General features: G+C 41.6%; 19 protein-coding genes. 13 read left to right on the forward strand and 6 right to left on the reverse strand.

The window, feature by feature from the left end; all coding sequences use genetic code 11:
• Positions 1 to 3 precede the first annotated feature (3 nt).
• From CZ367_RS07735 to CZ367_RS16560, 3 genes are all read right to left on the reverse strand, one after another.
• Complete coding sequence (locus CZ367_RS07735) at positions 4 to 1332, reverse strand: SpoIID/LytB domain-containing protein (protein ID WP_077196403.1); 1329 nt, start codon at positions 1330 to 1332, stop codon at positions 4 to 6.
• Between the two features lie 85 nt (positions 1333 to 1417).
• Positions 1418 to 2317 (reverse strand): DUF4922 domain-containing protein, encoded by a 900-nt coding sequence (locus CZ367_RS16555; protein WP_317041834.1) that lies wholly within the window; start codon positions 2315 to 2317, stop codon positions 1418 to 1420.
• 2 nt (positions 2318 to 2319) lie between these two features.
• A complete protein-coding gene (locus CZ367_RS16560) occupies positions 2320 to 3834 on the reverse strand; it encodes a glycosyltransferase family 2 protein (protein WP_317041825.1) in 1515 nt (504 codons plus the stop codon).
• A 913-nt stretch (positions 3835 to 4747) separates the two neighbouring features.
• On the opposite strand from CZ367_RS16560, the gene CZ367_RS07750 reads away from it, so the two are divergent.
• From CZ367_RS07750 to thrS, 4 genes are all read left to right on the forward strand, one after another.
• Positions 4748 to 5626 carry a tetratricopeptide repeat protein gene (locus tag CZ367_RS07750; RefSeq protein ID WP_077196406.1) on the forward strand — a complete coding sequence of 293 codons (879 nt, stop codon included), beginning with the start codon at positions 4748 to 4750 and terminating at the stop codon, positions 5624 to 5626.
• A 216-nt stretch (positions 5627 to 5842) separates the two neighbouring features.
• The gene (locus CZ367_RS07755) at positions 5843 to 6910 is read left to right on the forward strand and encodes a bifunctional 3-deoxy-7-phosphoheptulonate synthase/chorismate mutase type II (protein WP_077196407.1); all 1068 of its coding nucleotides are present in this window, start codon (positions 5843 to 5845) and stop codon (positions 6908 to 6910) included.
• 66 nt (positions 6911 to 6976) lie between these two features.
• A complete protein-coding gene (locus CZ367_RS07760; protein ID WP_077196408.1) occupies positions 6977 to 7960 on the forward strand; it encodes an endonuclease/exonuclease/phosphatase family protein in 984 nt (327 codons plus the stop codon).
• A 138-nt stretch (positions 7961 to 8098) separates the two neighbouring features.
• Positions 8099 to 10048 (forward strand): threonine--tRNA ligase, encoded by a 1950-nt coding sequence (thrS, locus tag CZ367_RS07765; protein ID WP_077196409.1) that lies wholly within the window; start codon positions 8099 to 8101, stop codon positions 10046 to 10048.
• Between the two features lie 350 nt (positions 10049 to 10398).
• On the opposite strand, the gene CZ367_RS07770 is transcribed toward thrS, so the two are convergent.
• Positions 10399 to 11295, reverse strand: coding sequence for a GYF domain-containing protein (locus CZ367_RS07770; RefSeq protein WP_077196410.1), 897 nt, complete (start codon positions 11293 to 11295; stop codon positions 10399 to 10401).
• 993 nt (positions 11296 to 12288) lie between these two features.
• Here CZ367_RS07770 and ffh point away from each other — a divergent pair.
• From ffh to CZ367_RS07820, 9 genes are all read left to right on the forward strand, one after another.
• Positions 12289 to 13686: a signal recognition particle protein gene (gene ffh / locus CZ367_RS07775; protein WP_077196411.1), complete on the forward strand. Its 1398-nt coding sequence runs from the start codon at positions 12289 to 12291 to the stop codon at positions 13684 to 13686.
• 39 nt (positions 13687 to 13725) lie between these two features.
• Complete coding sequence (folD, locus tag CZ367_RS07780) at positions 13726 to 14610, forward strand: bifunctional methylenetetrahydrofolate dehydrogenase/methenyltetrahydrofolate cyclohydrolase FolD (RefSeq protein WP_077196412.1); 885 nt, start codon at positions 13726 to 13728, stop codon at positions 14608 to 14610.
• A gap of 44 nt (positions 14611 to 14654) precedes the next feature.
• Positions 14655 to 14834: a tetratricopeptide repeat protein gene (locus tag CZ367_RS07785; protein WP_077196413.1), complete on the forward strand. Its 180-nt coding sequence runs from the start codon at positions 14655 to 14657 to the stop codon at positions 14832 to 14834.
• A gap of 14 nt (positions 14835 to 14848) precedes the next feature.
• Complete coding sequence (locus tag CZ367_RS07790; RefSeq protein ID WP_077196414.1) at positions 14849 to 15082, forward strand: 4Fe-4S dicluster domain-containing protein; 234 nt, start codon at positions 14849 to 14851, stop codon at positions 15080 to 15082.
• A 2-nt stretch (positions 15083 to 15084) separates the two neighbouring features.
• Positions 15085 to 16170: a 3-methyl-2-oxobutanoate dehydrogenase subunit VorB gene (locus CZ367_RS07795; protein ID WP_077196415.1), complete on the forward strand. Its 1086-nt coding sequence runs from the start codon at positions 15085 to 15087 to the stop codon at positions 16168 to 16170.
• Between the two features lie 18 nt (positions 16171 to 16188).
• Positions 16189 to 16959 carry a thiamine pyrophosphate-dependent enzyme gene (locus CZ367_RS07800; protein ID WP_077196416.1) on the forward strand — a complete coding sequence of 257 codons (771 nt, stop codon included), beginning with the start codon at positions 16189 to 16191 and terminating at the stop codon, positions 16957 to 16959.
• Positions 16960 to 16982: 23 nt separating this feature from the next.
• Complete coding sequence (locus tag CZ367_RS07805) at positions 16983 to 17525, forward strand: 2-oxoacid:acceptor oxidoreductase family protein (RefSeq protein ID WP_077196417.1); 543 nt, start codon at positions 16983 to 16985, stop codon at positions 17523 to 17525.
• A 531-nt stretch (positions 17526 to 18056) separates the two neighbouring features.
• Positions 18057 to 19160, forward strand: coding sequence for an OmpA family protein (locus CZ367_RS07815; RefSeq protein ID WP_077196419.1), 1104 nt, complete (start codon positions 18057 to 18059; stop codon positions 19158 to 19160).
• 162 nt (positions 19161 to 19322) lie between these two features.
• Entirely contained in the window at positions 19323 to 20102 is a 780-nt protein-coding gene (locus tag CZ367_RS07820) for an acyl-[acyl-carrier-protein] thioesterase (protein WP_077197399.1), read from the forward strand.
• A 202-nt stretch (positions 20103 to 20304) separates the two neighbouring features.
• Here CZ367_RS07820 and CZ367_RS07825 read toward each other — a convergent pair whose 3' ends face one another.
• On the reverse strand, positions 20305 to 22215 hold the full coding sequence (locus tag CZ367_RS07825) for a RecQ family ATP-dependent DNA helicase (protein WP_077196420.1): 1911 nt from the start codon (positions 22213 to 22215) through the stop codon (positions 20305 to 20307).
• A gap of 17 nt (positions 22216 to 22232) precedes the next feature.
• Positions 22233 to 23963, reverse strand: coding sequence for a single-stranded-DNA-specific exonuclease RecJ (gene recJ / locus CZ367_RS07830; RefSeq protein WP_077196421.1), 1731 nt, complete (start codon positions 23961 to 23963; stop codon positions 22233 to 22235).
• Positions 23964 to 24076: the final 113 nt, after the last annotated feature.

Consider the following 24076-nt stretch of genomic DNA (forward strand, 5'->3'; position numbering starts at 1 on the left):
CTATTATTTGTGCAGTTTTACTATCTCTGCGCCACGATAGTAATGCAGCAATATTTCGTTGTAGTTATACCTACGTTCGCCCATTACTGCCGCACCTATTTGACAAAGTCCAACACCGTGTCCCCAACCTTTACCCTTGATGGTGAAAAGTTGTGGTATGCCGTCCTCGTTATTGGTTTTCTCAACAATAAAAGCCGAGCTATACAAGTGGGTTTTGCTAAGTGTGCGACGTATTTCGAGTTCTTTACCAATTATAAAACTACGCTCTGAACCCACAATCCTCAAACGATAGATGCGCCCACTTTTGCCTCTTGAAAGTGGAACAAGGTCGATTATCTTGCCCAACTTCATGCCGCACTTTTCTTCTATCAAACTACGGATTTCGTCTTGTGTATAAATTTGAGTCCATCGATAGAAGTCTTGTGTTTCTTGGTCGTAATTATTGAGAATTTGTTTCAGCACCTTTGCCTCTTTTGTGTTGCAGAAAACATCTTCCGAGGTTTGTATCCATTGGCGTGCATTGTCCTCATTGGTGAGGTCTAACGATGGCGCATTGTCCTGCGGTGCATCAACCAATGTGGTGAGATAAGGCTTGCGAATATTCTCCCAACAATACTGAAACTCCTCCACAACTCCTCCACAACACTTGCTAAAACGTGCATCGCACAACGTTCCATTGTACATCAATATTTCGCCTCTTGTTTGTTTTATAGCTTCCGTTACGTGTATGTTGGTTGCTTTGGTTATGCCTTGATAGCGTTGACAGTGGTCGTCTGCACACACATCAAATAGGCTGTGGTCATCTCTGTCGTACCATCTTGTAAGTTCTGTCTCGGTCTTTGTGCAACTGCACATTGATGCCGTTGTTGCCTTGACTTTTGCTTTTCTGTTCTCAATCTGTGCCAATAGCCAACTGCGCGATATAACTGCGTGTGCTTTCAGTAGTTCTAACGATGATGTAGCATTCATTTCGCTTGAGATAACACTCGTTAGATAGGTTTCGATAGGTAGCTCGTTGATGGCGCAAATGCTATCATTTGCCACTACAAAATGAAGTTTGCCCAAGAAAGTTTGCGCCTCTTTGCGCTCCCAATGAAAGTTTACACCGATGGTAACGTCCTCCAATGTAAACGATGCGTGGTCGGTTGTGGGTACAAAGGTTAATTCTTGATAGTCTTTGCCTTGCCACTGAATAGCCCCATCTACAAGTTCTACTTCTTGTCGACCCTCACACACCTTCTCTTCTATGGTATATGCGCCATTCAGCGTGAAACACAAGCGTGCTGCACTCACTATGCCTACTGTTACTTTGGGTTCTTCTTGCATCATCATTTCTATATCTTTTTTACATCAAACTATCTTGTTTTTTTATATCAAACCACCTTCTCTTTCAGGTCTGACCACGTTCTTTCTCGCCTTACAGTTGCCCCTTTACACCTAAGACTATCTTCTTTTTCACCTCGTCTATTTGCGTTGGTGTCAGTATGATTTCACTCATAATCTCCAAAACCTTAGTTTTGGTGAGCCTATCAAAGTCTTCTTGGCGAGGCAGTATCAATAATCCACCCATATCCAATGCACCCGGGCTAATCATATATTGTGCTTTGCCTTCAGCCGAGTAGCACGTTGGGCGATGCTTTCTTCGTGGGAACACTACCGAAACATAGGCGTCTTCCTCCTTCCAAGCTACAATGTTCATCATAGGTTCTATATCGTCTTGTTGCATAGGAAGTGCATCGTAAAGGCGATTGAACATAGCGCAATGAATGGCTTCCGACTTGCTTTGCAGAACAATAGCTGGAAAAACAAAATCCTTAACTAAAGCTATTTGTTCGCCTTCGCCATAACTCACCCACGTTTCAAGATGGTTTGCTAACTGTTTCCATTGCTGCTGAATGGGCAGTAAACCCTTGCTACCAGCCTGCAAGTGTAGATGGTCGGGCGCACTTGCCCCACATTTTGGCCCATTGTAAAACACCATAAACTCTGGATATAGTTCCAACAAGCGGTGTATCTTGGCATAACTTTGCTTTATCTTTTGCAGTTGATGCGTGCGTGATGGTATGGTAAAATGGATAGGCAGAATGGGGAATGGATTGATAAGAATTTCAAATTCCTCATCAAAGGGTTTTACTATCTGCACCTCTGGTCGGTTCTTTTCGCATAAGAAACACGGACGTTTGGCAATAGTAGCCTTGTCCACTTTAGCCCCACTACTTACCATTCGGGCAGGGTTAAACTGTAAGGTTATTCCGCCCAAATCTCTTGTCTTTATGAGCTGTAAGTCGTGAAAATGTTTTTCAGCGTCCTTCCACAGACTTAGTTGACGATAAAAAAAGCCGACATACTGTCTGCGCCCTCCTTGTCGCTACCTCGGTTTTGTCGTTGTCGAGCCACCAGCTCTATTGTGCGCAACCTATCTTTATAAAGGTTATTTGCATTTACCTTTTCTACACTCAATGCCGCATCGCTGTTTCCTCCCCATCTACGACAGAGGTACAACTCATTGTACAATCTGCCAATACGAAATCTGCGACTAAAGGCTAATCCCATAGCATAATCCTCGCCATAGCTTGTGTTAGGGAATTTCACCTCACGCGCCAAAGGCGTATAGAAGGCACGTGGCGCACCCAATCCGTTGATGCGTAGGGCGTTGTTACACCCATTGTCTTCTGTCCATTCGCTATGGTCTATCAACCCCGGGGGAAGGGTGTTCAGTTCGAAGTCGCACATACGATATGCCCCAATTATCATTGCAGCCTTTTGTTCGTGGAACGCATCAACGATTTGTTGCAAGGTTTGGTCTGACGAATAGAGGTCGTCGCTATCCAACTGTACTGCAAATCGTCCACAATATTTGCTCTCTATGGCATAGTTCCAACAACCTCCGATGCCCAAATCTTTGCGTTCGGGAACGAGGTGTATCAAGCGAGGATTCTCCTTAGCTATCTCGTTGAGTATCTGTGTTGTACCATCGGTAGAATGATTGTCAACTACGATAACATTATAATCGAATTTTGCCACTTGTGCCAACGCCGATTGCACCGCATCACGTATGGTCTTCTCACGATTGAATACAGGGATAACCACCGAAGCCTCCAACTCGAAACCATCATTGTCAAAGTTGGGTTGCTCGTAGTTGTGTGTATCTATCAGTGCCCCCACAGCTTTGAGGTGAGCCGTAGCCACCTTTTCCATTTCTATCTGCACCTCACGATTGCGAGGGTTCACATAGTCGAATTGCTTCTCACCACTTGCACGCAAATCATCTTCCTCTTCAGTGTATAAATACTCGTTGAGATGGAAGATAGCAGCCTTACGACTAAAGAACAAACGAAGGTTGTACCACCCTGCAAATTGGTATTCTGAAGAAGCCATTTCTTGCAGATAAGCCTTTAAAAGGCGGGTATTTAGAAGTACTAATGAACCAAAATCGAAATCATCACGTATGCTTCCTACTTGGTAGTCTATCACAGGATGTTTTACTACCACCCCTTGTTCCACCGAATAGCGGTCTGCATAGACGATGCCTGCCCTCGTGTTTTCAGCTACCTGCACCATACGTTCTAAAGCCTGATAACCTATGGTGATAGGTGATGACTTCATATAAAACAAAGCGTAGTCGGCATTAGCGTGTTCGGCAAGGGTACGCATCGTGTTGTCAGATAGCAAATTGTTTACCGCTACTGCCTTTACATTGCAAGGCAAGACAGTATCTATGGTGTGTGAGGTAAGCAAGCAAATTTGCCCAACGAGTGGGTTGTTGGCAAATTGTGCTATCGTTTCGTTCATCTTCTGAATATCTTCGCAAGGAAGAAAACAGTCTATTTTCATATCTTGGTTCATTGTTATTTTATTTTCTTATTTGGCTTTGTCGGACCAGTCGGACCAGTCGGACAGGTCAGACGAGTCCGACTGATCCGATAATAGCAGCCTATCTTATGCAAAGATATAACAGAATTGCGAAAAAGACGAAATTTTGAACCTATATTTCACGTTTAATAGCAGTGTGCTTTGAACCTTTTTACGCCTTAGCATATTGTTCTGTTTTTCGGTTGTCGAACTTTCAAAAATTAAACATCAATCTTTGAGCTGCAAAACATATATGTTTGGCGTTGTCAAAGTTCAACTTTGAGGCGGTAAAACATATATGTTTGAGAGGGTAAAACATATATGTTTTGCAATGCTCTTGTAAGGGTTTGATAATCAAAGATTTATGAATGACTTTTTAAAAGGTAGTCTTGTTTTTATGATTGTTCTATTCTTCTTTTTTCAAGATTAGTGTTTTATCCCAAATCGTTCGTTAGACTTCTTCGAGATTTGCGAGCTTATTTTGAGCTATTTTTGGTTGTTTTTGAAGACGTTTAGCGAGCTAAACAACTGAAAAAACAAACGAAAAGAGCCAAAATAAGGTGCAAAGACGAAGAAAAGCATAACATCTAAACGCTTTAAAAAGCCTTTGCGGGCTAATGATCGATTTGGGTTTATGCTCAAAACTATTCTTTACAAGGCGAGAAAAATGAAGAAAAAGCGTTGCGATGATACGTTTCGAATAGATAAAAGCTGTATCAACACTTGCAAATTTCTAATCCACAACGTGGCATAAGTCGAAAAAAATGCGTAAGTTTGCAGATACTTACACTTGAAAACAATAAGAACGTGCTGCTTTTCCACCTTATATATAATATACGGAGTGGAGAGTGCATAACACAAAAATAATCTTTCACAAAAGAAATACATATAGCGTATGAACTTTTTTCAGAAACTTTTTGGAGGTAAAGAAGAAACCAAAGAAGAAGTAAAGGTGCAGAACGAAGCGAAAAACTTCGAGATGTTTAAATATGACGGTGTGCGTGCAATGAAGACAGGCGAGGTGGAATATGCTGTGAAATGCTTCAAACGAGCTTTAGAAATACAAGACGATTTGGAGATACACGACCATCTTTCGGTACTTTTTGCACATCAAGGACAGCTTACCGAAGCATACGACGAACTCCAACTATTGAGCGAAGCACAGCCCGATAACATTCAGATATATGTGCGAATGGCAAATATTGCTTATATGATGGAGAATTATGGGACGATGGCAACAGCGTGCGAAAAAGCCATACTGATAGACAAGGACAATGCCGAAGCACATTATTTATACGCACAAGCCAGCAAAGGGCAGGGCGATGATGTAAATACGGTGGCTATGGCTACGAAGGCAATATCGTTAAACGAAAAATATGGCGATGCCTACTTGCTCCGTGGCGAAACCTACCTACGTATGGAGCAGTTGGACGATGCTACGGCGGATGCCAACTGGTTGTTGGAACATACTGCAGACAATGAAGACGTGTTGTTGCTCAAGGCGCATATAGAACGTGCTTTGCCGCATAACGAGGAAGCCATTGCGTGGTTTGGCAAAGTGATAGATGCTAATCCTTTCTCTGCACAGGCTTATAAAGAGCGTGGCGAAGTGTATGCAGAAATGGGTAAGGATAGTGAAGCGGCAGCCGATGCAGCAAAGGCGGCAGAGTTGATGCCTGTGGGAGGCGATAACGAAGGTGATGGGGCATCGTCACAAGATATTGCCACCCAAATGGAAAAGAAATATAAAGAGATGAATCCCTATGGCTTTTAAACCCAAATCGCTCATTAGACTGGTCGGACTGGTCGGACTGGTCGGACTGGTCGGACTTGTCTGACGGGTCTGGATGGTCTGACTGGTCGGACGACCGATTTGGGTTAAATTGTCAAACTGATTTAAAGCGGTGTAGGGGATCGATTTATCGAGTTCCATAAGCCAACGGAACTCGATAAATCGAGCCCCTACATAATAAGGAAAATATAGTATAAGATGGAATTAGAACTATTGCCATTGGGGCTATCACAGCAAGACAATCAGCCCATAATTATAGCTGGTCCTTGTTCGGCAGAGACCGAAGAGCAGGTGATGACAACGGCACGGCAGTTGGCAGATAAAGGTTGCAAAAACTTTAGAGCAGGTGTGTGGAAACCACGCACTAAACCAGGCTGTTTTGAGGGTAATGGCGAAAAAGCATTGCCTTGGTTGAAGCGAGTGAAAGACGAGACTGGTATGTTGGTCTCAACTGAAGTGGCAACCCCCGAACACGTAGAACTGGCATTAAAATATGGCATTGATTTCTTTTGGATAGGTGCTCGCACTACTGCCAATCCTTTTGCGATGCAGGCTTTGGCTGACGCTTTAGCAGATGCAAAAGATTGTGCTGTGTTGGTGAAAAATCCCGTTAATCCCGACCTTGAGTTGTGGATAGGAGCACTGCAACGCCTTAATCAAGCTGGTATAAAGCGATTGGGGGCTATTCATCGTGGATTTTCTACTTACGAACAGAAACTTTATCGCAATCTTCCGATGTGGCAAATCCCTATCGAACTTCAGCGTCGTATCCCTTCATTGCCCATCATTGGCGACCCAAGTCATATAGGTGGGCGAAGAGAGTTGATAGCCCCTTTGTGTCAACAAGGTTTAGATTTGGGTTTCGATGGTTTAATTGTGGAGAGTCATTGCAAACCCGATGAGGCGTGGAGCGATGCTGCACAGCAAGTAACTCCCGAACTGTTAGACTATATACTTTCGTTGCTTGTGGTGCGTGATAAGAAAACCACACGTGAAGAATTGAGCAGATTGCGCTCGTTGATTGACGAAATGGACAATAATTTGATAGACTTATTGGCTAAACGTTTTCAGCTTTGTAGGAAGATAGGTAAGTTTAAGAAAGCGCATAACATGACCGTTCTTCAGTCTACACGCTACAATGAGATGATGGAAAAATGTAGTGCGCAAGGCAGCTTGTGTGGTATCGACCCTGTCTTTTCCAAACATCTGTTCGAGTTGATACACGAAGAGAGCGTGCGACAGCAGCTTAATATCATTAATCAATAATATTCTACGAGGCTGAAATAAGGAGTTAAACTCTTTGTTGCAGCCTCTTTAGTTTTTAATCAATATATGAGGCATTTACTAATTCTTATCTTTATTCTTCTTCCTTTTAGACTTTCGGCACAAGAGCGGTTAAGGATTGTAGAGTGGAACGTGGAAAATCTTTTCGATACGCTTCACGATTCGCTGAAAAACGATACAGAGTTTATGCCCAATTCGCCACGCCATTGGACACGCACAAAGTATTGGGAGAAACTTAATAAGGTAGGGCAGGGTATTATAGCTTGCGGAATGGACTCAACAACGTGCCGACTTCCCGACCTGATAGGGCTTTGCGAGGTGGAAAACGATAGTACAATGATTTATCTCACACAACGTTCATTACTTAGGAAAGCACACTATGAATATGTTATGACAGCTTCGCCCGACGAACGAGGTATAGATGTGGCATTGCTTTATTCGCCGTTTGCTTTCCGACTTATCAAAGCCGATACGCTCCGTATTCCACCTTTGAAAGATATGCGACCTACGAGAGACATTTTGCACGTTGAGGGCGAGGTTATTACGGGCGATACTTTACACGTGTTTCTGTTGCACGCACCAAGTAGACGAGGAGGCGAATTGGCTTCACAACCTTATCGATTGCACGTTGCCGACCATCTTTGTGCAGCCATAGATTTGCTTCGTAAGGCTCACACTTCGCCTATGATTATCGTAATGGGAGACTTTAACGATTATACGAACAATCTTTCTTTGCAGTGCATTTATGCTCACGGAATGACAGATGTATCTGCACAAGCCACAGGGCGTAATGGTGCGAAAGCCACCTATCGATATAAAGGAGAATGGGGAAGCTTAGATCACATCTTGATGAGTAATAATTTGTGTGCAAAGGTTCAAACGTGCTATATCAACGACCAACGCTTCTTTGTGGAAGAAGACAAGAAATACGGTGGCATACGTCCCTCTCACTTTTACAATGGGATGCGCTATAATGGTGGGGTGAGTGACCATTTGCCTTTGATATTAGACCTCCAATTATCCGAAGAATAACCTAAAACGTCCTTTCTCTCAAGCTTAAACCATAAGAAAAGTGAGGTTTCAATCACAAAACATCAATATTATAGAGCTATATTCACGATAATGTTGTACCTTTGTTGCAATATTGATTTATAAAAACTAATTTGTATTATGGTTAAAATCACTTTCCCAGACGGTTCTGTACGTGAATACGAACAGGGCGTAACTGGTCTTCAAATCGCAGAGAGCATATCACCTGCTCTCGCTCGCAACGTTGTATCTTGCGGGGTTAATGGTGTTACAACTGAGTTGAATCGTCCTATTAACGAGGACGCCACTATAGCTCTCTATAAGTTTGAGGACGAAGAAGGCAAGCATACTTTCTGGCATTCGTCTGCTCACTTGCTTGCAGAGGCATTAAAAGAACTCTATCCAGGCATACAGTTTGGCTTCGGTCCTGCATTGGAGAATGGTTTCTTCTATGATGTTCAGACAGCTAATGGCGAAGTAATATCAGAGAATGACTTCCCAAAGATTGAGGCTAAGATGCTTGAATTGGCAAAGAAAGACTCACCTATCGTGCGCCGTGACGTGGCAAAGAGCGATGCCGTGAAAGAGTTTACTGAAGATGGACAGGCTTACAAGGTGGAACATATCGTGGAAGACCTTGAAGACGGAACAATCTCAACTTACTCGCAAGGCAACTTTACCGACCTTTGTCGTGGCCCTCACTTGATGTCGACAGGTGCTATAAAGGCAGTAAAACTTACCAGTGTTGCGGGGGCTTTCTGGCGTGGAGATGCTGAAAGCGACCAACTTACACGCATCTATGGTATCACCTTCCCTAAAAAGAAGATGCTTGATGAGTATCTCGTTATGTTGGAAGAGGCTAAGAAGCGCGACCACAGAAAGATAGGCAAGGAGATGGAACTCTTTATGTTCTCAGACAAGGTGGGTAAAGGGCTTCCTATCTGGTTGCCCAAGGGAACCCAGCTTCGCCTTCGTTTACAAGAAGTGTTGCGTAAGTTGCAGAAGCCTTACGGATACCAAGAAGTTATCACCCCGGGTATTGGTGGAAAGAACCTCTATGTAACTTCGGGTCACTATGCGCATTATAGCAAAGACGCTTTCCGCCCAATCACAACTCCTGAAGAAGGTGAAGAGTATATGTTGAAGCCTATGAACTGTCCTCACCACTGCGAGGTGTTTGCACATAAACCACGTTCTTACAAAGACCTTCCATTGCGTATTGCTGAATTTGGTACAGTGTTCCGCTATGAAAAGAGTGGTGAATTGCACGGTTTAACACGTGTACGTACCTTTACACAAGACGATGCTCACCTCTTTGTACGTCCTGAACAGGTGAAGAAAGAGTTCAAAGATGTTATTGACATCATTCAAAAAGTGTTTGCAACCTTCGGATTTGAAAACTACGAAGCGCAGATTTCTCTCCGTGACCCAGCTGATAAAGAGAAGTATATCGGTTCAGATGAGATATGGGAAGAGAGCGAAAGAGCGATTAAAGAAGCTTGTAAAGAAAAGGGAATGGTAGCAAGAACCGAAATAGGCGAAGCTGCTTTCTATGGTCCTAAGCTCGACTTTATGGTGAAAGATGCTATTGGTCGTCGTTGGCAGTTGGGTACTATTCAGGTAGACTATAACTTGCCTAACCGCTTCAAGTTGGAATATACAGCTGAAGACAACTCAAAGCAGACCCCTGTGATGATACACCGTGCGCCATTCGGCTCGTTGGAACGCTTTACAGCCGTATTGATTGAACACACCGCAGGTCACTTCCCATTGTGGTTGACACCAGACCAAGTAGCTATTCTTCCTATTTCTGAGAAGTATAACGACTATGCACAAGAGGTGAAAAAGTTCCTTGAAGCAAGCGATGTACGTGCTTTAGTAGACGACAGAAACGAAAAGATAGGTCGTAAGATACGTGATAACGAGTTGAAGCGTATTCCTTATATGGTTATTGTAGGCGAAAAAGAAATGGCAGACGGCTTAGTTTCTATGCGTCAGCAAGGTGGTGGCGAACAGGCTACAATGAGCAAGGAAGACTTTGCAAAGCGTATTCAAGCTGAAGTAGCTGACCAACTTAAGAGCTTAGATTAAACTCGTTTGTTCCTTTGATTGCAAGCACAAGCAAGGGAACATTGATAATAAAGACATAACCCCCAATCGGTCATTAGCCCGCAAAGGCTTTTTAAAGCGTTTAGCTGTTATGCTTTTCTTCGTCTTTGCACCTTATTTTGGCTCTTTTTGGTTGTTTTTTCAGTTATTTAGCTCGCTAAACGTCTTCAAAAACAACCAAAAATAGCTCAAAATAAGCTTGCAAATCTCGAAGAAGTCTAACGACCGATTTGGGATAAAAGAAGTGCAATACTTCCATCACGAGTAAAGTGTTGGGGTATTGCACTTCTTTTGTTTTGCACCCTTCAGTGCGTTTGATAAAGCGATTTGGGTTAAATCGAATCGATTTCCATATCTACTTCTGCATCACTATTATTGCCTGAACCCAAGCCCAAATCCTCTAATAAGCCGTTGATAGCCGAACCCATCATACCCTTAATGGCATCAGTAGCAGGATTGATAACATTCTCTCGCAAAGCGTCTTCGGCTTGTTTTCGGAGGTCAGCCTCCACCTTTAGTTCAGCTTCATTGTAATATTTTTCAGCTGCTTTCTTGAGCGTATTCTTGTCAGTGGTGAAGATATGCTTCAATGCACCTACCGATACCACTTTGTCTTGATTGGCGTAATGCACCTTGCCCACTGAGAAAAAGAAATAATTGTCTACTGTGATAAGATTGTCAACTGCTGCATCAATCACCTTACCTGTAAAGGCTTTGCTGATGGCTTGGAAAGCTTTGCCCAGCCAATCATCGTGAATGCTGTCTGTGGTTTGCTGTACTTCCTCGTTTACGGTTGCCGTAATGACATCCGAAAGTGCATCTTTATGGTCTTGCGTATCGGGGCAAGTAAATACCAACAACGCCAATACCACCACTACCGATACGATGAAAGCCGTGAGACATCCCCAATGACTTTTTTTAGGTTCGGGTGCGGTATAGGGTGGGGGCGTAATGGGTTGCGCTTCTACGTATGGCATATCGTTTACAGGTTTGCCAACTGCAGGTTCTTCCTCCTCTTTTTGCGGTTCAGCAATGGGCTTTTCTGCAACAACCTGTTGTGTTTCTTTTCCCATCAACACGTTTCTTAGCTCCTCTATTTGCCAAGCTGGAGTCCACTGTTCGCTATCGGTGGGCATCACAAGCGTTGTAGCATCAATGCCACGCTCTGCCAACTCGTTGAGGTTGTAAGGTCCTCTTTTCTCGTTATTAATGCTAATGTAGTATTCCATATTTCTACGTTCTAAACCTTTCGTTTGTTCAAAATAGGTTGCGAATATAGCGATTATTTCGCAAGCACCAAAAGTTTTTTAGAATTTTAATGATTTATGAAGGATTAGAAAAATACTCATCAGTGCTGTCGGTTGCTATTCTCACAATGAAAAAAACAGCGACTATGTCGTTATTTCTTGTGCAATGCTGCCATAAAAATAGTTGTTCTATTTATCCTCAATCGGTCATTAGCCCGCAAAGGCTTTTTAAAGCGTTTAGCTGTTATGCTTTTCTTCGTCTTTGCACCTTATTTTGGCTCTTTTCGTTTGTTTTTTCAGTTGTTTAGCTCGCTAAACGTCTTCAAAAACAACCAAAAATAGCTCAAAATAAGCTCGCAAATCTCGAAGAAGTCTAACGACCGATTTGGGTTTATCCTCTTCCCATCTTTTGTTTTTAAGACCCCAATCTATGGAAGGCAAAACGTATATGTTTGGCGTTCCCAAAGTTGAACTTTGACAAGGTAAAACATATATGTTTGACTATCCCAAACATATATATATTGTAGTGCAGGTGTAATATTTTGATAATCAATGTGTTATAAAAATATGTTTGCGGCTTTGCTTGCTTGTTGGCATTGTTCTATATTTCCACTATCAGATTGTGTCGTTACTCCTTTTTGATAGTTTGATTTACGCATTAGAGCGCAAATGGTAAAAGTATTTCTCGAACTTTTATTAGTTGAGCATAGAGAAGTTTATTACATTTCTGTTTAATCATACAAAAACTGAAATGTTAAGTCTATCTCTTCTTATGAATTTACACCTTATTTATCTATAGGGATTTATTTTGCCTAAAAAACAAAAAAAAACTTACTTTTAGTTTGTTATTATATTACATATTTATTATCTTTGCATTAGATAGACTTCTTAATGCACATATTAGAGAGATTTCTATTGCATTTGTAAGTACTATTGGAAAAATAAATATCATTAAAACTACATAGGAAACAATAAATGTTTGAGAATTTAAGTGACCGCCTTGATCGTTCCTTTAAGATACTGAAAGGTGAGGGAAAGATTACAGAAATTAATGTTGCTGAAACGTTGAAAGACGTGCGCAGAGCATTATTAGATGCCGACGTAAACTATAAGGTAGCAAAATCGTTTACCGATACCGTGAAGCAAAAGGCTTTGGGTATGAACGTATTAACAGCAGTGAAGCCTGGACAATTGATGGTGAAGATAGTTCACGATGAATTGGCTGAACTGATGGGAGGCGAGACCGTAGGAATGAAATTGGAGGGTCGTCCTGCTATTATCTTGATGAGTGGTTTGCAAGGTTCGGGTAAGACAACTTTCTCTGGTAAGTTGGCTAACTTGCTTAAAACAAAAGAACATAAAAATCCGTTGCTTGTAGCGTGCGACGTATATCGCCCTGCTGCTATCGAACAGTTGAAGGTAGTGGGCGAGTCGGTTGGCGTACCTGTGTACAGCGAACCTGAAAGCAAGAACGTGAATAGCATTGCAGAAAACGCTATTAAAGAAGCAAAAGCAAAAGGAAACGATGTCGTTATCATCGATACCGCTGGCCGTTTGGCAGTAGATGCGGAGATGATGGACGAGATAGAGAGCTTGAAACATCACGTAAACCCTGACGAAATATTGTTTGTTGTCGACTCGATGACAGGTCAGGATGCGGTGAATACAGCTAAGGAATTTAATGACAGATTGGATTTCGATGGTGTAGTATTGACCAAACTCGACGGTGATACACGTGGCGGTGCGGCACTCTCAATCCGTACGGTAGTAACAAAGCCTATCAAGTTTATCGGTACTGGCGAAAAGATGGAGGCGTTGGACGTGTTCCACCCTGCACGTATGGCAGACCGTATTTTGGGTATGGGTGACGTAGTTTCGCTTGTTGAACGTGCGCAAGAGCAGTTTGACGAAGAAGAAGCTAAGAAACTGCAAAAGAAAATTCAGAAAAATCAGTTCGATTTCAACGACTTCTACAACCAGATACAACAAATCAAGAAGATGGGTAACCTAAAAGACCTCGCTTCGATGATACCTGGTGTAGGCAAAGCTATTCGCGACGTTGATATTGACGACAACGCATTTAAGGGAATTGAGGCTATCATCCTCAGTATGACACCAAAGGAACGCACCAATCCACAACTATTGAACAATGCTCGCCGTCAGCGCATTGCAAAGGGTTCGGGTACAAGCATTCAGGAGGTGAACCGCCTTATAAAGCAATTCGACCAGACACGTAAGATGATGAAGATGGTAACGGGTTCGAAAATGGCAGGTATGATGAACAGAATGAAGAATATGCCAAATATGAAAGATATGGAGGGAATGCCAGATCTTTCTAAGATGCCAAATATGCCTAAAATGCCTAAATTGTAAATAATAAATCTATATATTGCCAAAAACCAATTTAACCTTATGGAATATAAACTTATAGACGGTAAAGCTACTGCAACTGCCATTAAGGCAGAAATTGCAGAAGAAGTAAAAGCTATTATGGCTGCGGGCGGCAAGCAACCTCACTTAGCTGCAGTGCTCGTAGGTCACGATGGCGGTAGCGAAACTTATGTGAAAAACAAAGTGTTAGCTTGTGAACAATGTGGATTTAAATCTACACTTATTCGTTATGAAGACGATGTAACAGAAGAGGAACTCCTCGCTTGTGTTGATCGTTTGAACAAGGACGAAGATGTAGATGGCTACATTATGCAGCTACCATTGCCAAAGCACATTGATGAGCAGAAAGTTATTATGGCTGTGGACTACAGAAAGGACGTGGACGGTTTCCACCCCATTAACGTAGGTCGTATGGCTATCGGTTTGCCTTGCTTCATTTCAGCAACTCCTTATGGTATCCTCACCTTGTTGCGCCATTACAACATTCCTACATCAGGAAAGAAGTGTGTAATCTTGGGACGTAGCAATATCGTGGGCAAGCCTATGGCTTCGTTGATGATGCAAAAGTGCTATGGCGATGCAACAGTAACAGTTTGTCACTCTCGTTCTGTAACATTGAAGGAAGAATGTCGTGAAGCTGACATCGTGATTGCAGCAATCGGTATTCCTGAATTTGTTACAGCAGATATGGTAAAAGAAGGTGCGGTAGTAATCGACGTGGGTACAACACGTGTGAAGGACGAAACACGCAAGAGCGGCTTCCGCCTCTCAGGTGATGTTAAGTTCGATGAGGTTGCTCCTAAGTGTTCTTACATTACCCCTGTTCCTGGTGGCGTTGGTCCGATGACCATTTGTTCTTTGATGAAGAACACATTGGCAGCAGGTAAGAAGGAATACTACAAGTAAACCTTACCGACACCAACAACAAACCAACACAAAAACTAAACATTATGACAGCAGAGGAATTTTTAAAGAAGGGAAATGAATACAGGAGAAACGGAGACTTTAAGAATGCAATGAACTGCTACTTAGAGGCTATCGAGTTAGACCCAAATTCTCCTGCCGTGGAAGCGAAGAATATGTTAGAGAACATATTTAATTTTTATAATAAAGACGCGTATAATCCTTAAAAAATACAAAAACTATGAGCAAGATGAAAGGAGCTATAGTCGTGAACACCGACAGATGCAAAGGATGCCAATTGTGCATTGTTGCATGTCCAAAGGATGTTATCGCACTGGCTCAAAAGAAAGTGAATGTACATGGATACCCATACGTAGAACCTGCTCAGGCAGATTTATGTATCGGTTGTGTAGCGTGTGCTACTGTGTGTCCAGACGGGTGTATTACAGTTTATCGTAAAAAAGTGGAGGCATAACTATGGCAGAAAAAGAAGTAATGTTAATGAAAGGCAATGAGGCAATTGCCCATGCTGCTATTCGCTGTGGTACAGATGGCTATTTTGGTTATCCTATTACTCCACAAAGTGAAATAATTGAAACCTTGGCAGAATTGAAGCCTTGGGAAACTACTGGTATGGTTGTATTGCAGGCAGAGAGCGAAACAGCATCTATCAATATGATTTATGGCGGTGCTGGAGCAGGTAAGCGTGTGCTTACATCATCATCTTCACCAGGTATCGCATTGATGCAGGAGGGTATTAGCTATATGGCTGGTGCTGAACTCCCTGGAGTATTTATTAATGTACAGCGTGGTGGCCCTGGTTTGGGAACTATTCAGCCCAGTCAGAGCGACTACTTCCAAGCTACACGTGGTGGTGGTAACGGCGACTACAACGTGATAGTGCTTGCGCCAAACTCTGTGCAGGAAATGGCAGACTTTGTTGACTTGGCTTTCGAGTTGGCATTCAAGTATCGCAATCCTGCAATGATTTTGTCGGATGGTGTGATTGGTCAGATGATGGAGAAGATTATCTTGCCTCCAATGAAACCACGTCGCACAGAAGAAGAAATACGCAAGGAATGTCCTTGGGCTGCTATGGGCAGAAAAGCTGACCGCAACCCAAATATTATTACCTCATTGGAATTGAAGTCGGAGGTGATGGAACAACGCAACATTCACTTGCAGGAAAAGTATAAGACTATTCGTGAAAACGAGGTGCGTTACGAAACCCGTAATTGCGAAGATGCTGATTATATCATTGTAAGTTTCGGTAGTGCTGCTCGTATTGGCGAGAAGGCTGTGGAACTTGCACGTGAACAAGGAATTAAGGTTGGACTCTTCCGTCCTATTACACTTTGGCCATTCCCAAGCAAGGAAATCCTTGAGTTGGCAAAGAGTAAGAAGGGTGTATTGGTAAGCGAAATTAATGCTGGACAAATGGTTCAGGATGTTCGCCTTGCTGTTAATGGTGCTGTGCCTGTAGAGCACTTCGGTCGTTTGGGTGGTATCGTGCCTGATCCAGAAGAAATAGTAGAAGCACTAAAGGAAAAACTTATTAAATAAGAAAAGGAGGAAAGCCTTATGGCAGTAAATGATATAATCGCACCAGAGAACCTGGTGTACCAAAAACCAAAATTGATGAACGACACGACAATGCATTATTGTCCTGGTTGTTCGCACGGAGTTGTCCATAAACTCGTAGCGGAAGTAATTGCCGATATGGAAATGGAAGAAAAAACAGTTGGTGTATGTCCTGTAGGTTGTGCTGTATTTGCATACCGCTATTTAGATATTGACTGGCAGGAAGCTGCTCATGGTCGTGCGCCAGCAGTGGCAACAGGTGTTAAGCGTATGTGGCCAGATCGCTTGGTATTTACTTACCAAGGCGATGGCGACTTGGCTTGTATCGGTACAGCTGAAACCATTCATGCATTGAACCGTGGAGAGAATATTACAATCATCTTCATCAACAATGCAATCTATGGTATGACAGGTGGACAGATGGCACCAACAACGCTGATTGGACAGAAGACAGCCACTTGTCCGTATGGTCGTAATCCAGACATCCACGGCTATCCATTGAATATGACCGACCTTGCAAGTCGTTTGGAAGGTACTTGTTTTGTAACACGCCAAAGTGTTGACACGGTGGCTTCTATCACAAAAGCGAAGAAGGCTATTCGTAAAGCATTCGAAGCAAGTATGCAAGGCAAAGGCAGCTCGCTTGTAGAAATTGTAGCTACTTGCAATAGCGGTTGGAAGCTCACACCTGCACAGGCGAATGAGTGGATGCGTGAGAATATGTTCCCACATTATGTTAAGGGAGACCTTAAAGACACAACGGGAATTTAGTTTATCATTAATAAGGACGACACATGAAAACAGAAATTATTATTAGTGGTTTCGGAGGTCAAGGCGTACTCTCTATGGGTAAAATTCTTGCATACTCTGGGCTGATGGAAGATAAGGAAGTTACATGGATGCCAGCTTATGGACCAGAACAAAGAGGTGGTACAGCCAATGTGACAGTAATTGTTAGTGATGACCCAGTTTCTTCACCTATCTTAAGTAAATATGATGTAGCAATCGTGCTTAACCAACCTTCACTTGAGAAGTTTGAACCAAAGGTTAAGCCAGGCGGTATCTTGATTTACGATGGATTTGGAGTAATCAATCCACCAACACGTTCAGACATCAAAGTTTATCGCATTGATGCTATGGATAAGGCGGCAGAGATGAAGAACTCGAAAGTGTTTAATATGATTGTTCTTGGAGGTTTGCTTCAGGTATGCCCTGTTGTTAGCCTTGATGGTTTGAAGAAGGCATTGACTAAGACCTTGCCTGAACGCCACCACCACCTTATTCCATTAAATATGGAAGCTGTGGAGGAAGGGAAGAAGATTATTAAGCAACTATAAGAATGTAGTAAGCAGTTGAATATCAATTGCATTATTGCCATTAAATAAGGTTTATTATAAATAAACATATTTTTATAACTCTCTAATTTGTTTCAGGAGGTCTTAAGCAGTGATGTTACAAGACCTCCATTTTTCTTTTATTATCAGTTCTTTAAACCCAGATCGGTCGTTAGCCCGCAAAGGCTTTTTAAAGCGTTTAGCTGTTATGCTTTTCTTCGTCTTTGCACCTTATTTTGGCTCTTTTCGTTTGTTTTTTCAGTTGTTTAGCTCGCTGAACGTCTTCAAAAACAACCAAAAATAGCTCAAAATAAGCTCGCAAATCTCGAAGAAGTCTAACGACCGATTTGGGTTAAAACATTTCAATTAGCTGTTTTTATAGCTTTTTATGCTAAATATTGTTGAAGAATGAGCAAATATAAAGGTTTACTGCACTTTTTAGTGAAAATATTTGGCTATATGGGTATTTTTTTATTACTTTGCACCCATAAATAGAACAAAAATTATTTTAAATATTAATTAAATCAGAGAGACATGAAAAAGTTAGTTTTATTGTTTGCTGCCGCAACTATGGCAGTTTCTGTATCAGCTCAGACTGTTGCAGAGAGCAAAACATTCGATAACATCTACGTTGGCATCAACGGTGGTGTTGCTACAAAGACAACAGGTCACAAGTGGTTGAGCGATCTTAATCCTAACGCTGGCCTCCGTATCGGTCGTTACTTCACTCCTGTATTTGGATTGGCAGTTGAGAGCAATGCATACTTCTCTAACAAGCCTTATAAGTCTTTAGGTACAGCTGTTCGCTTCATCAATACTTCTTTGCTCGGTACAATCAATTTGAGCAATTGGTTTGGTGGTTACAAGGGTGAACCACGTGCTTTCGAAGTAAGCGCACTTTATGGTCTCGGTTGGGGTCATACATTTAATAACAAGGGTTTGAAGAACGCTAATAATGCAACTTCTAAGGCTGCTCTTGATTTCGCTTTCAACTTCGGTTCACAGAAGCAATGGCAGATTTATATTGAGCCATCTATCACTTGGGCTTTGAATGCAGAAGAAGGTAGCTTCTTTATGGAAAAGAAAGGTGCAGATGTTTATCGTACTTCTACAGCATACCAAGGCATCAGCGATGTTAAGTATGATGTAAATCGTTCTATGGTTCAGTTGAACGCTGGTATCGTTTACAAGTTCAAGAACACTAACGGTACACACAACTTCACAATCGTTACTCCACGTGATCAAGCTGAAATTGATGCTCTTAACGCACAGATTAACGAACTTCGTAACCGTAAGCCAGAGGTTATCACTAAGGAAGTTGAAGTTATCAAGGAAGTTCCAGCTGTTAAGGAATTCACAGTTTCTGACCTCGTATTCGTAACATTCGCACAAGGCAAGTACGCTCTTACTAAGGAAGCTAAGGCAGCTCTTGATAACATCAAGGAAGGTTGCCACGTACAAGTTGTTGGTACTGCATCTCCAGAAGGTAGCGCAGCTTTCAACCAGCGTTTGTCTGAAAACCGTGCTAAGGTTGTTGCTGAATACCTCTCAGGTCGTGGTGTAGTTGTTGACGAAGCTACAGGTAAGGGTGTACAGGGTACAACTTCTAACCGTCTTGCAGTTGTTTACGTTAAGTAATCAATTCCAAACAGATAGTAATTTTTAAATTACGATAATTATATCCCCGATGCATTTTTGCATTGGGGATATTTTATTTTATGGCGGACAGCTATGTTTTGATATTTCTGAGTTTACGATTTACTTTTTATAGTTGACGTTGTATATTTAATGTTTATGTATATGAGTAATTTACCTTCGATTGGCAGTTATCCTTTTCTTGCCGAACCTTTCCATTGTGATTGTTCCAAACGCTTGTTTATTGGGCATTTGGGCAACCATCTTTTGAATGCAGCCGATTACCATAGCAGCGAACGTGGTTATGGAATGAATTATCTGAATACGATTAATGCAACGTGGGTATTAAGCAGACTTGCAATAGAGTTAGGTGAAGTTCCACTGATGTACGACAAGTTTAATGTTGAAACTTGGGTTGAGAGTGTAATGCGGTATTTTACTAATCGTAATTTCAAAATTCTTGGCAGCAACGGAAAAGTTTATGGTTATGGCAGTAGCATTTGGGCTATGATAAATACTGAAAGCCGACAGCCTGTTGATATTTTAGATGTTAAAGATGGTGCGATAAACAATTGTGTAGAGAAAGAATACCTTTGTCCAATTGCTTCTTGCTCTCGTGTTAGGATAGGAACAGATATTCCATTGGTTCAAACTATTGATACGACCTATCACGACGTTGATGTAAATGGGCACATCAATTCTATAAAGTATATCGAACACGCATTAAACCTATGGTCTTTAGATTGGCATAAGCAGCATTTTGTAAAGCGAATAGAGGTTGCTTATGTTGCTGAAACCTACATTGGTGACAAGTTGAACTTCTATAAAATGGAAAGTTCTAATGCTACTTGTACTGAAGCATTGATACGTATTACGAAAACAAATATCGATGGAGAAGCTGAAGTTTGTAGAATAAAAATAGTTTTTAACCAAAAAATTGAATAAATTTATATTTTTATTTTGCTATTTGTTATCAATTTGTTATCTTTGTGGTGTGATTATTTATTAATAAGTATAATTTAGAGTTGAAGTTCAGAGATAACTTCATTGAGTTGAAGCGAAACTCAAGACAGTTGATTTAACAACTATTTTTTCTCGTACATAATGAAGAAAGGAGTTCTCTGGTAGAAGAGAGCTCCTTTTCGTTTTATTGCTTTTTGATGATATAACTACCTTCCATATAGACTTCCTCTTCTGCTAAGAGTTTTGTGAGGGCGTTTTTTAGTTCATCTTGATTGGTTATGCAATCGTTATTTTTTATTGTGTTTAGTTCTGTTATATGATGCTTTTTCCCATCCTCTAACAATTCTAAGATTGCTTCTTTTAGGCTTTTCACTTCCTCTTTGTTTTCTCCTTTGTGCGCTAAACATACATCGCATTGTCCACAATCCTTTGATGATGTTTCGCCAAAATAGCGCAGCAATTGTCTACTTCTACACACATTGTCGTTCTGTGCGTAATTTATCATTGCCAAGATGCGTTCCTCAAACTTTTCTTTTCTATCCTCGTAGGCTTCTTTCCCTATAACAACTTTCTCGCCATCCACTCTGTTGCGTGTATATCTGATGAGTGGAATATTTTTGCGAGGTATAAAGTTAATAATGCGCTTCTTGCTTAATTCAACAAAAATCGAATACGTTTGGTTTTTATCTAATCCTATTTCCTTTCCTATAAAGCCTTCGTCTATGTAGCTATAATCGGTAAATAAGCCACCATAGTTTCTAAGTAGGGCTGTTATCAAATTGTTTTCAAATCCCGAAAGTTCGTCTAATCTGTACAAATCGTTTCTACTCAAGAGAAATTTAACTCTTGCTTTTGTATCTGGGTCTTGCTCATACTCTATATATCCAGCCTTTTGCAAGATGCTTAATGCCGAGTTTACACGGATAGGGTGGTGTTTGAATGCAACACAAAACTGCTCAATAGGAAATTCATACGTTACATCTTGCCCACTTTCCACTCCTAATTGGTAGAAGTAGGCCAAGTGTTCGTAAACCTCTCTTACATATTCTTTTTCAGGGAAAGTATCTGCAATACGCTTTCTTAATGTGTTTTCATCGTGCCTAATGGTGTGTAACAGAATGGCATACGACTTCTTCCCATCTCTTCCAGCACGTCCTGCCTCTTGAAAATAAGCCTCTGGAGAACTTGGAAAATCTATATGGATTACGGTGCGTACATCAGGTTTGTCAATACCCATACCGAAAGCGTTGGTTGCTACCATTATTCTATATTTGTTAGCTTGCCAATCGCTTTGTCGTTCGTCCTTTACCATTGGGTCTAATCCTGCGTGATACCACGTAGCCGACTCCCCGTTTTCTATCAAGTATTTTGCTACATCCTTAGTGCGTTTTCTGCTTCTGCAATACACTATGGCTGTGCCCTTTACAGCTTGCAAAATATGTAACATTTCACCAAACTTATCCTCTGTATTGCGTAAGACGTATGCAAGATTTTTGCGCTCGAAGCTCATTCGGAACACATTTTCGTGTTCAAAACCCAATTTGTTTTGAATATCCGTTATAACTTCTGGTGTTGCTGTGGCTGTGAGTGCAAGGATAGGAACATCAGGTACAAGCATTCTTATCTTTATAATTTCAAGATAAGAAGGGCGAAAATCGTATCCCCATTGACTTATGCAGTGAGCTTCGTCCACTGTTATAAAGCTCACTTTCATATGTTTTAGTTTAACTTGGAAAAGCTCAGACGATAGTCTTTCGGGCGATACATATAGAAGTTTTATTCCTCCAAAAATACAATTTTCTAACGTTGTAAGTATCTCGTCGTGCCTTAAACCTGAATAAATGGCAGCTGCCTTTATATGTTTGCTGCGCAAATTATCCACTTGGTCTTTCATCAGCGATATGAGCGGCGTAATAACAATACACACTCCTTCTTTTGCCAATGCAGGTACTTGAAACGTGATAGATTTTCCACCACCTGTAGGCATTAGTCCGAGCGTATCTTTTCCCGTTCCGATGCTTTCAATCACTTCTGCTTGAATGCCTCGGAAATCAGGATACCCCCAATATTTTTGAAGGATAGCTTTATAGTCCATCGTCCTTTTTGCCCTCTTTACGCTTGCTCTGCTTCTGAAGGTTTAATGCCTTCAATCTGCAATTGCACCAATCCTCTTTTGAAAACGTTGTCTTCTATGGTATAAGTAATGTCAAACGAACGCTTCGACTTGATATACCTTGCAGATGCGCTTTGACCGAAGGCAATACCATTCATAACGTTGTTCGATTTAGAGTCTACCAATTCCAATTTTATGTGTTCTTGGTTTCGTCCTACAACCTTACTTGTTCCAAAGTCGAACACCTCTTTTGTACAGAATAATGGTTTGGGGTTTTCAGGGCCGAAAGGTGCAAACTTCTTTAAGTCGTTGTGAAACTTTTTGCTTATTTCCTTGAAGTCTACTACTGCGTCAATGTTTAGCATAGCTTCCATTTGTTCAGGCTGAATATGCTCGTCCACATACTTCTGAAAGCGTGTTCTAAACTCTTTTACGTCCTCCCATTTCAGCGTAAGTCCTGTGGCATAAGTATGTCCACCGAAATTAATGAGCAAGTCTCTGCAACTCTTTATGGCTGCATAAAGGTCGAACCCTGCTACGCTACGTGCTGAACCTGTAGCCAAATCGCCTTCTTTTGTGATTACAACCGTTGGGCGATAATATATTTCTGCCAACCGCGAAGCCACGATGCCGATAATACCCTTCTTCCAATTTTCATCATACAGCACAATGCTATGTTGGTGCTTCTGACTTTCCAACATCTCCACTATATTGTTGGCCTCATCGGTCATTTGTCGGTCAACGTCCTTTCGTTGGTCGTTATATTTGTCAATGTGTTTTGCTTCGATAATAGCTGAAGCCAAATCACGTTCTACAAGGAGGTCAACGCTTTCTCTTCCTTTTTCCATTCGTCCGCTGGCATTGATGCGAGGCCCTATTTTGAATATGATGTCGCTCATTGCAAGCTCACGCCCAGTCAGTCCACAAACATCAATAATAGCTTGTAGACCTACCGAAGGATTTTGGTTGAGCTGCTTCAGTCCGTGGAAAGCCAATATGCGGTTTTCGTCTACTACAGGTACAAGGTCGGCAGCAATGCTTACCGCACAGAAGTCGAGTAGGGGAATAAGTCGTGAGAAAGGTATGTTGTTGTTCTTTGCAAAGGCTTGCATAAACTTGAAGCCTACACCACAGCCACAAAGGTTCTTAAACGGATAAGTGTCGTCCTCTCGTTTTGGATTGAGAATAGCTACAGCAGGTGGCAACTCCTTATCGGGCACGTGGTGGTCGCAAATAATAAAGTCTATGCCTTGTTCTTTGGCATAGCTTATCTCTTCGAATGCTTTTATTCCGCAGTCGAGTATGATGATGAGTTTCACTCCAGTCTCTTTGGCATAGTCTATTCCTTTTTTGCTTACTCCATAGCCTTCGTCGTAGCGGTCGGGTATGTAGTATTCAATGTTGGAATAGAACTGTCTGAGAAATTTATACACCAATGCTACAGCTGTGCAGCCGTCCACATCGTAGTCTCCATAAACCAATATTCCTTCTTTTCGTCCCATTGCATCGTTTAGACGGTCTACAGCGATATCCATATCCTTCATCAGGAAAGGGTTGATAAGGTCGGAAAGTTGTGGTCTAAAGAAACGTTTAGCAGCACTTTCTGTCGTTATTCCACGACGGATAAGTAGTGATGCCAATGTCGGACTTATGTTTAGTTTTGTTCCTAATTCATTGGCGGCGTTGCTTTGTGCAGATGTAGGAGGTGTGTAGTTCCATTTCAAATGCATTTTTATTGTTTTTTATTTGCTTGTAAAGTTACAAAAAAAAAGCGTAACTCTATTTAAGAATTACGCTTTTTTATATTATTGTAGGTTGATGTTGCCTATGTTAAAATAGTTGT

This window comes from Prevotella ihumii (assembly GCF_900155655.1).
GTDB lineage: Bacteria > Bacteroidota > Bacteroidia > Bacteroidales > Bacteroidaceae > Prevotella > Prevotella ihumii.

Coding starts and splice junctions, on each gene's coding strand:
- ffh (WP_077196411.1), top strand. CDS start 12,289: ATGTTTGAGAATTTAAGTGACCGCCTTGATCGTTCCTTTAAGATACTG.
- CZ367_RS07800 (WP_077196416.1), top strand. CDS start 16,189: ATGGCAGTAAATGATATAATCGCACCAGAGAACCTGGTGTACCAAAAA.
- CZ367_RS07815 (WP_077196419.1), top strand. CDS start 18,057: ATGAAAAAGTTAGTTTTATTGTTTGCTGCCGCAACTATGGCAGTTTCT.
- thrS (WP_077196409.1), top strand. CDS start 8,099: ATGGTTAAAATCACTTTCCCAGACGGTTCTGTACGTGAATACGAACAG.
- recJ (WP_077196421.1), bottom strand. CDS start 23,963: ATGCATTTGAAATGGAACTACACACCTCCTACATCTGCACAAAGCAAC.
- CZ367_RS07820 (WP_077197399.1), top strand. CDS start 19,323: ATGAGTAATTTACCTTCGATTGGCAGTTATCCTTTTCTTGCCGAACCT.
- CZ367_RS07805 (WP_077196417.1), top strand. CDS start 16,983: ATGAAAACAGAAATTATTATTAGTGGTTTCGGAGGTCAAGGCGTACTC.
- CZ367_RS07825 (WP_077196420.1), bottom strand. CDS start 22,215: ATGGACTATAAAGCTATCCTTCAAAAATATTGGGGGTATCCTGATTTC.
- CZ367_RS07750 (WP_077196406.1), top strand. CDS start 4,748: ATGAACTTTTTTCAGAAACTTTTTGGAGGTAAAGAAGAAACCAAAGAA.
- CZ367_RS07755 (WP_077196407.1), top strand. CDS start 5,843: ATGGAATTAGAACTATTGCCATTGGGGCTATCACAGCAAGACAATCAG.
- CZ367_RS07760 (WP_077196408.1), top strand. CDS start 6,977: ATGAGGCATTTACTAATTCTTATCTTTATTCTTCTTCCTTTTAGACTT.
- CZ367_RS07770 (WP_077196410.1), bottom strand. CDS start 11,295: ATGGAATACTACATTAGCATTAATAACGAGAAAAGAGGACCTTACAAC.
- CZ367_RS07785 (WP_077196413.1), top strand. CDS start 14,655: ATGACAGCAGAGGAATTTTTAAAGAAGGGAAATGAATACAGGAGAAAC.
- CZ367_RS07735 (WP_077196403.1), bottom strand. CDS start 1,332: ATGATGATGCAAGAAGAACCCAAAGTAACAGTAGGCATAGTGAGTGCA.
- CZ367_RS16560 (WP_317041825.1), bottom strand. CDS start 3,834: ATGAAAATAGACTGTTTTCTTCCTTGCGAAGATATTCAGAAGATGAAC.
- CZ367_RS07795 (WP_077196415.1), top strand. CDS start 15,085: ATGGCAGAAAAAGAAGTAATGTTAATGAAAGGCAATGAGGCAATTGCC.
- CZ367_RS07790 (WP_077196414.1), top strand. CDS start 14,849: ATGAGCAAGATGAAAGGAGCTATAGTCGTGAACACCGACAGATGCAAA.
- folD (WP_077196412.1), top strand. CDS start 13,726: ATGGAATATAAACTTATAGACGGTAAAGCTACTGCAACTGCCATTAAG.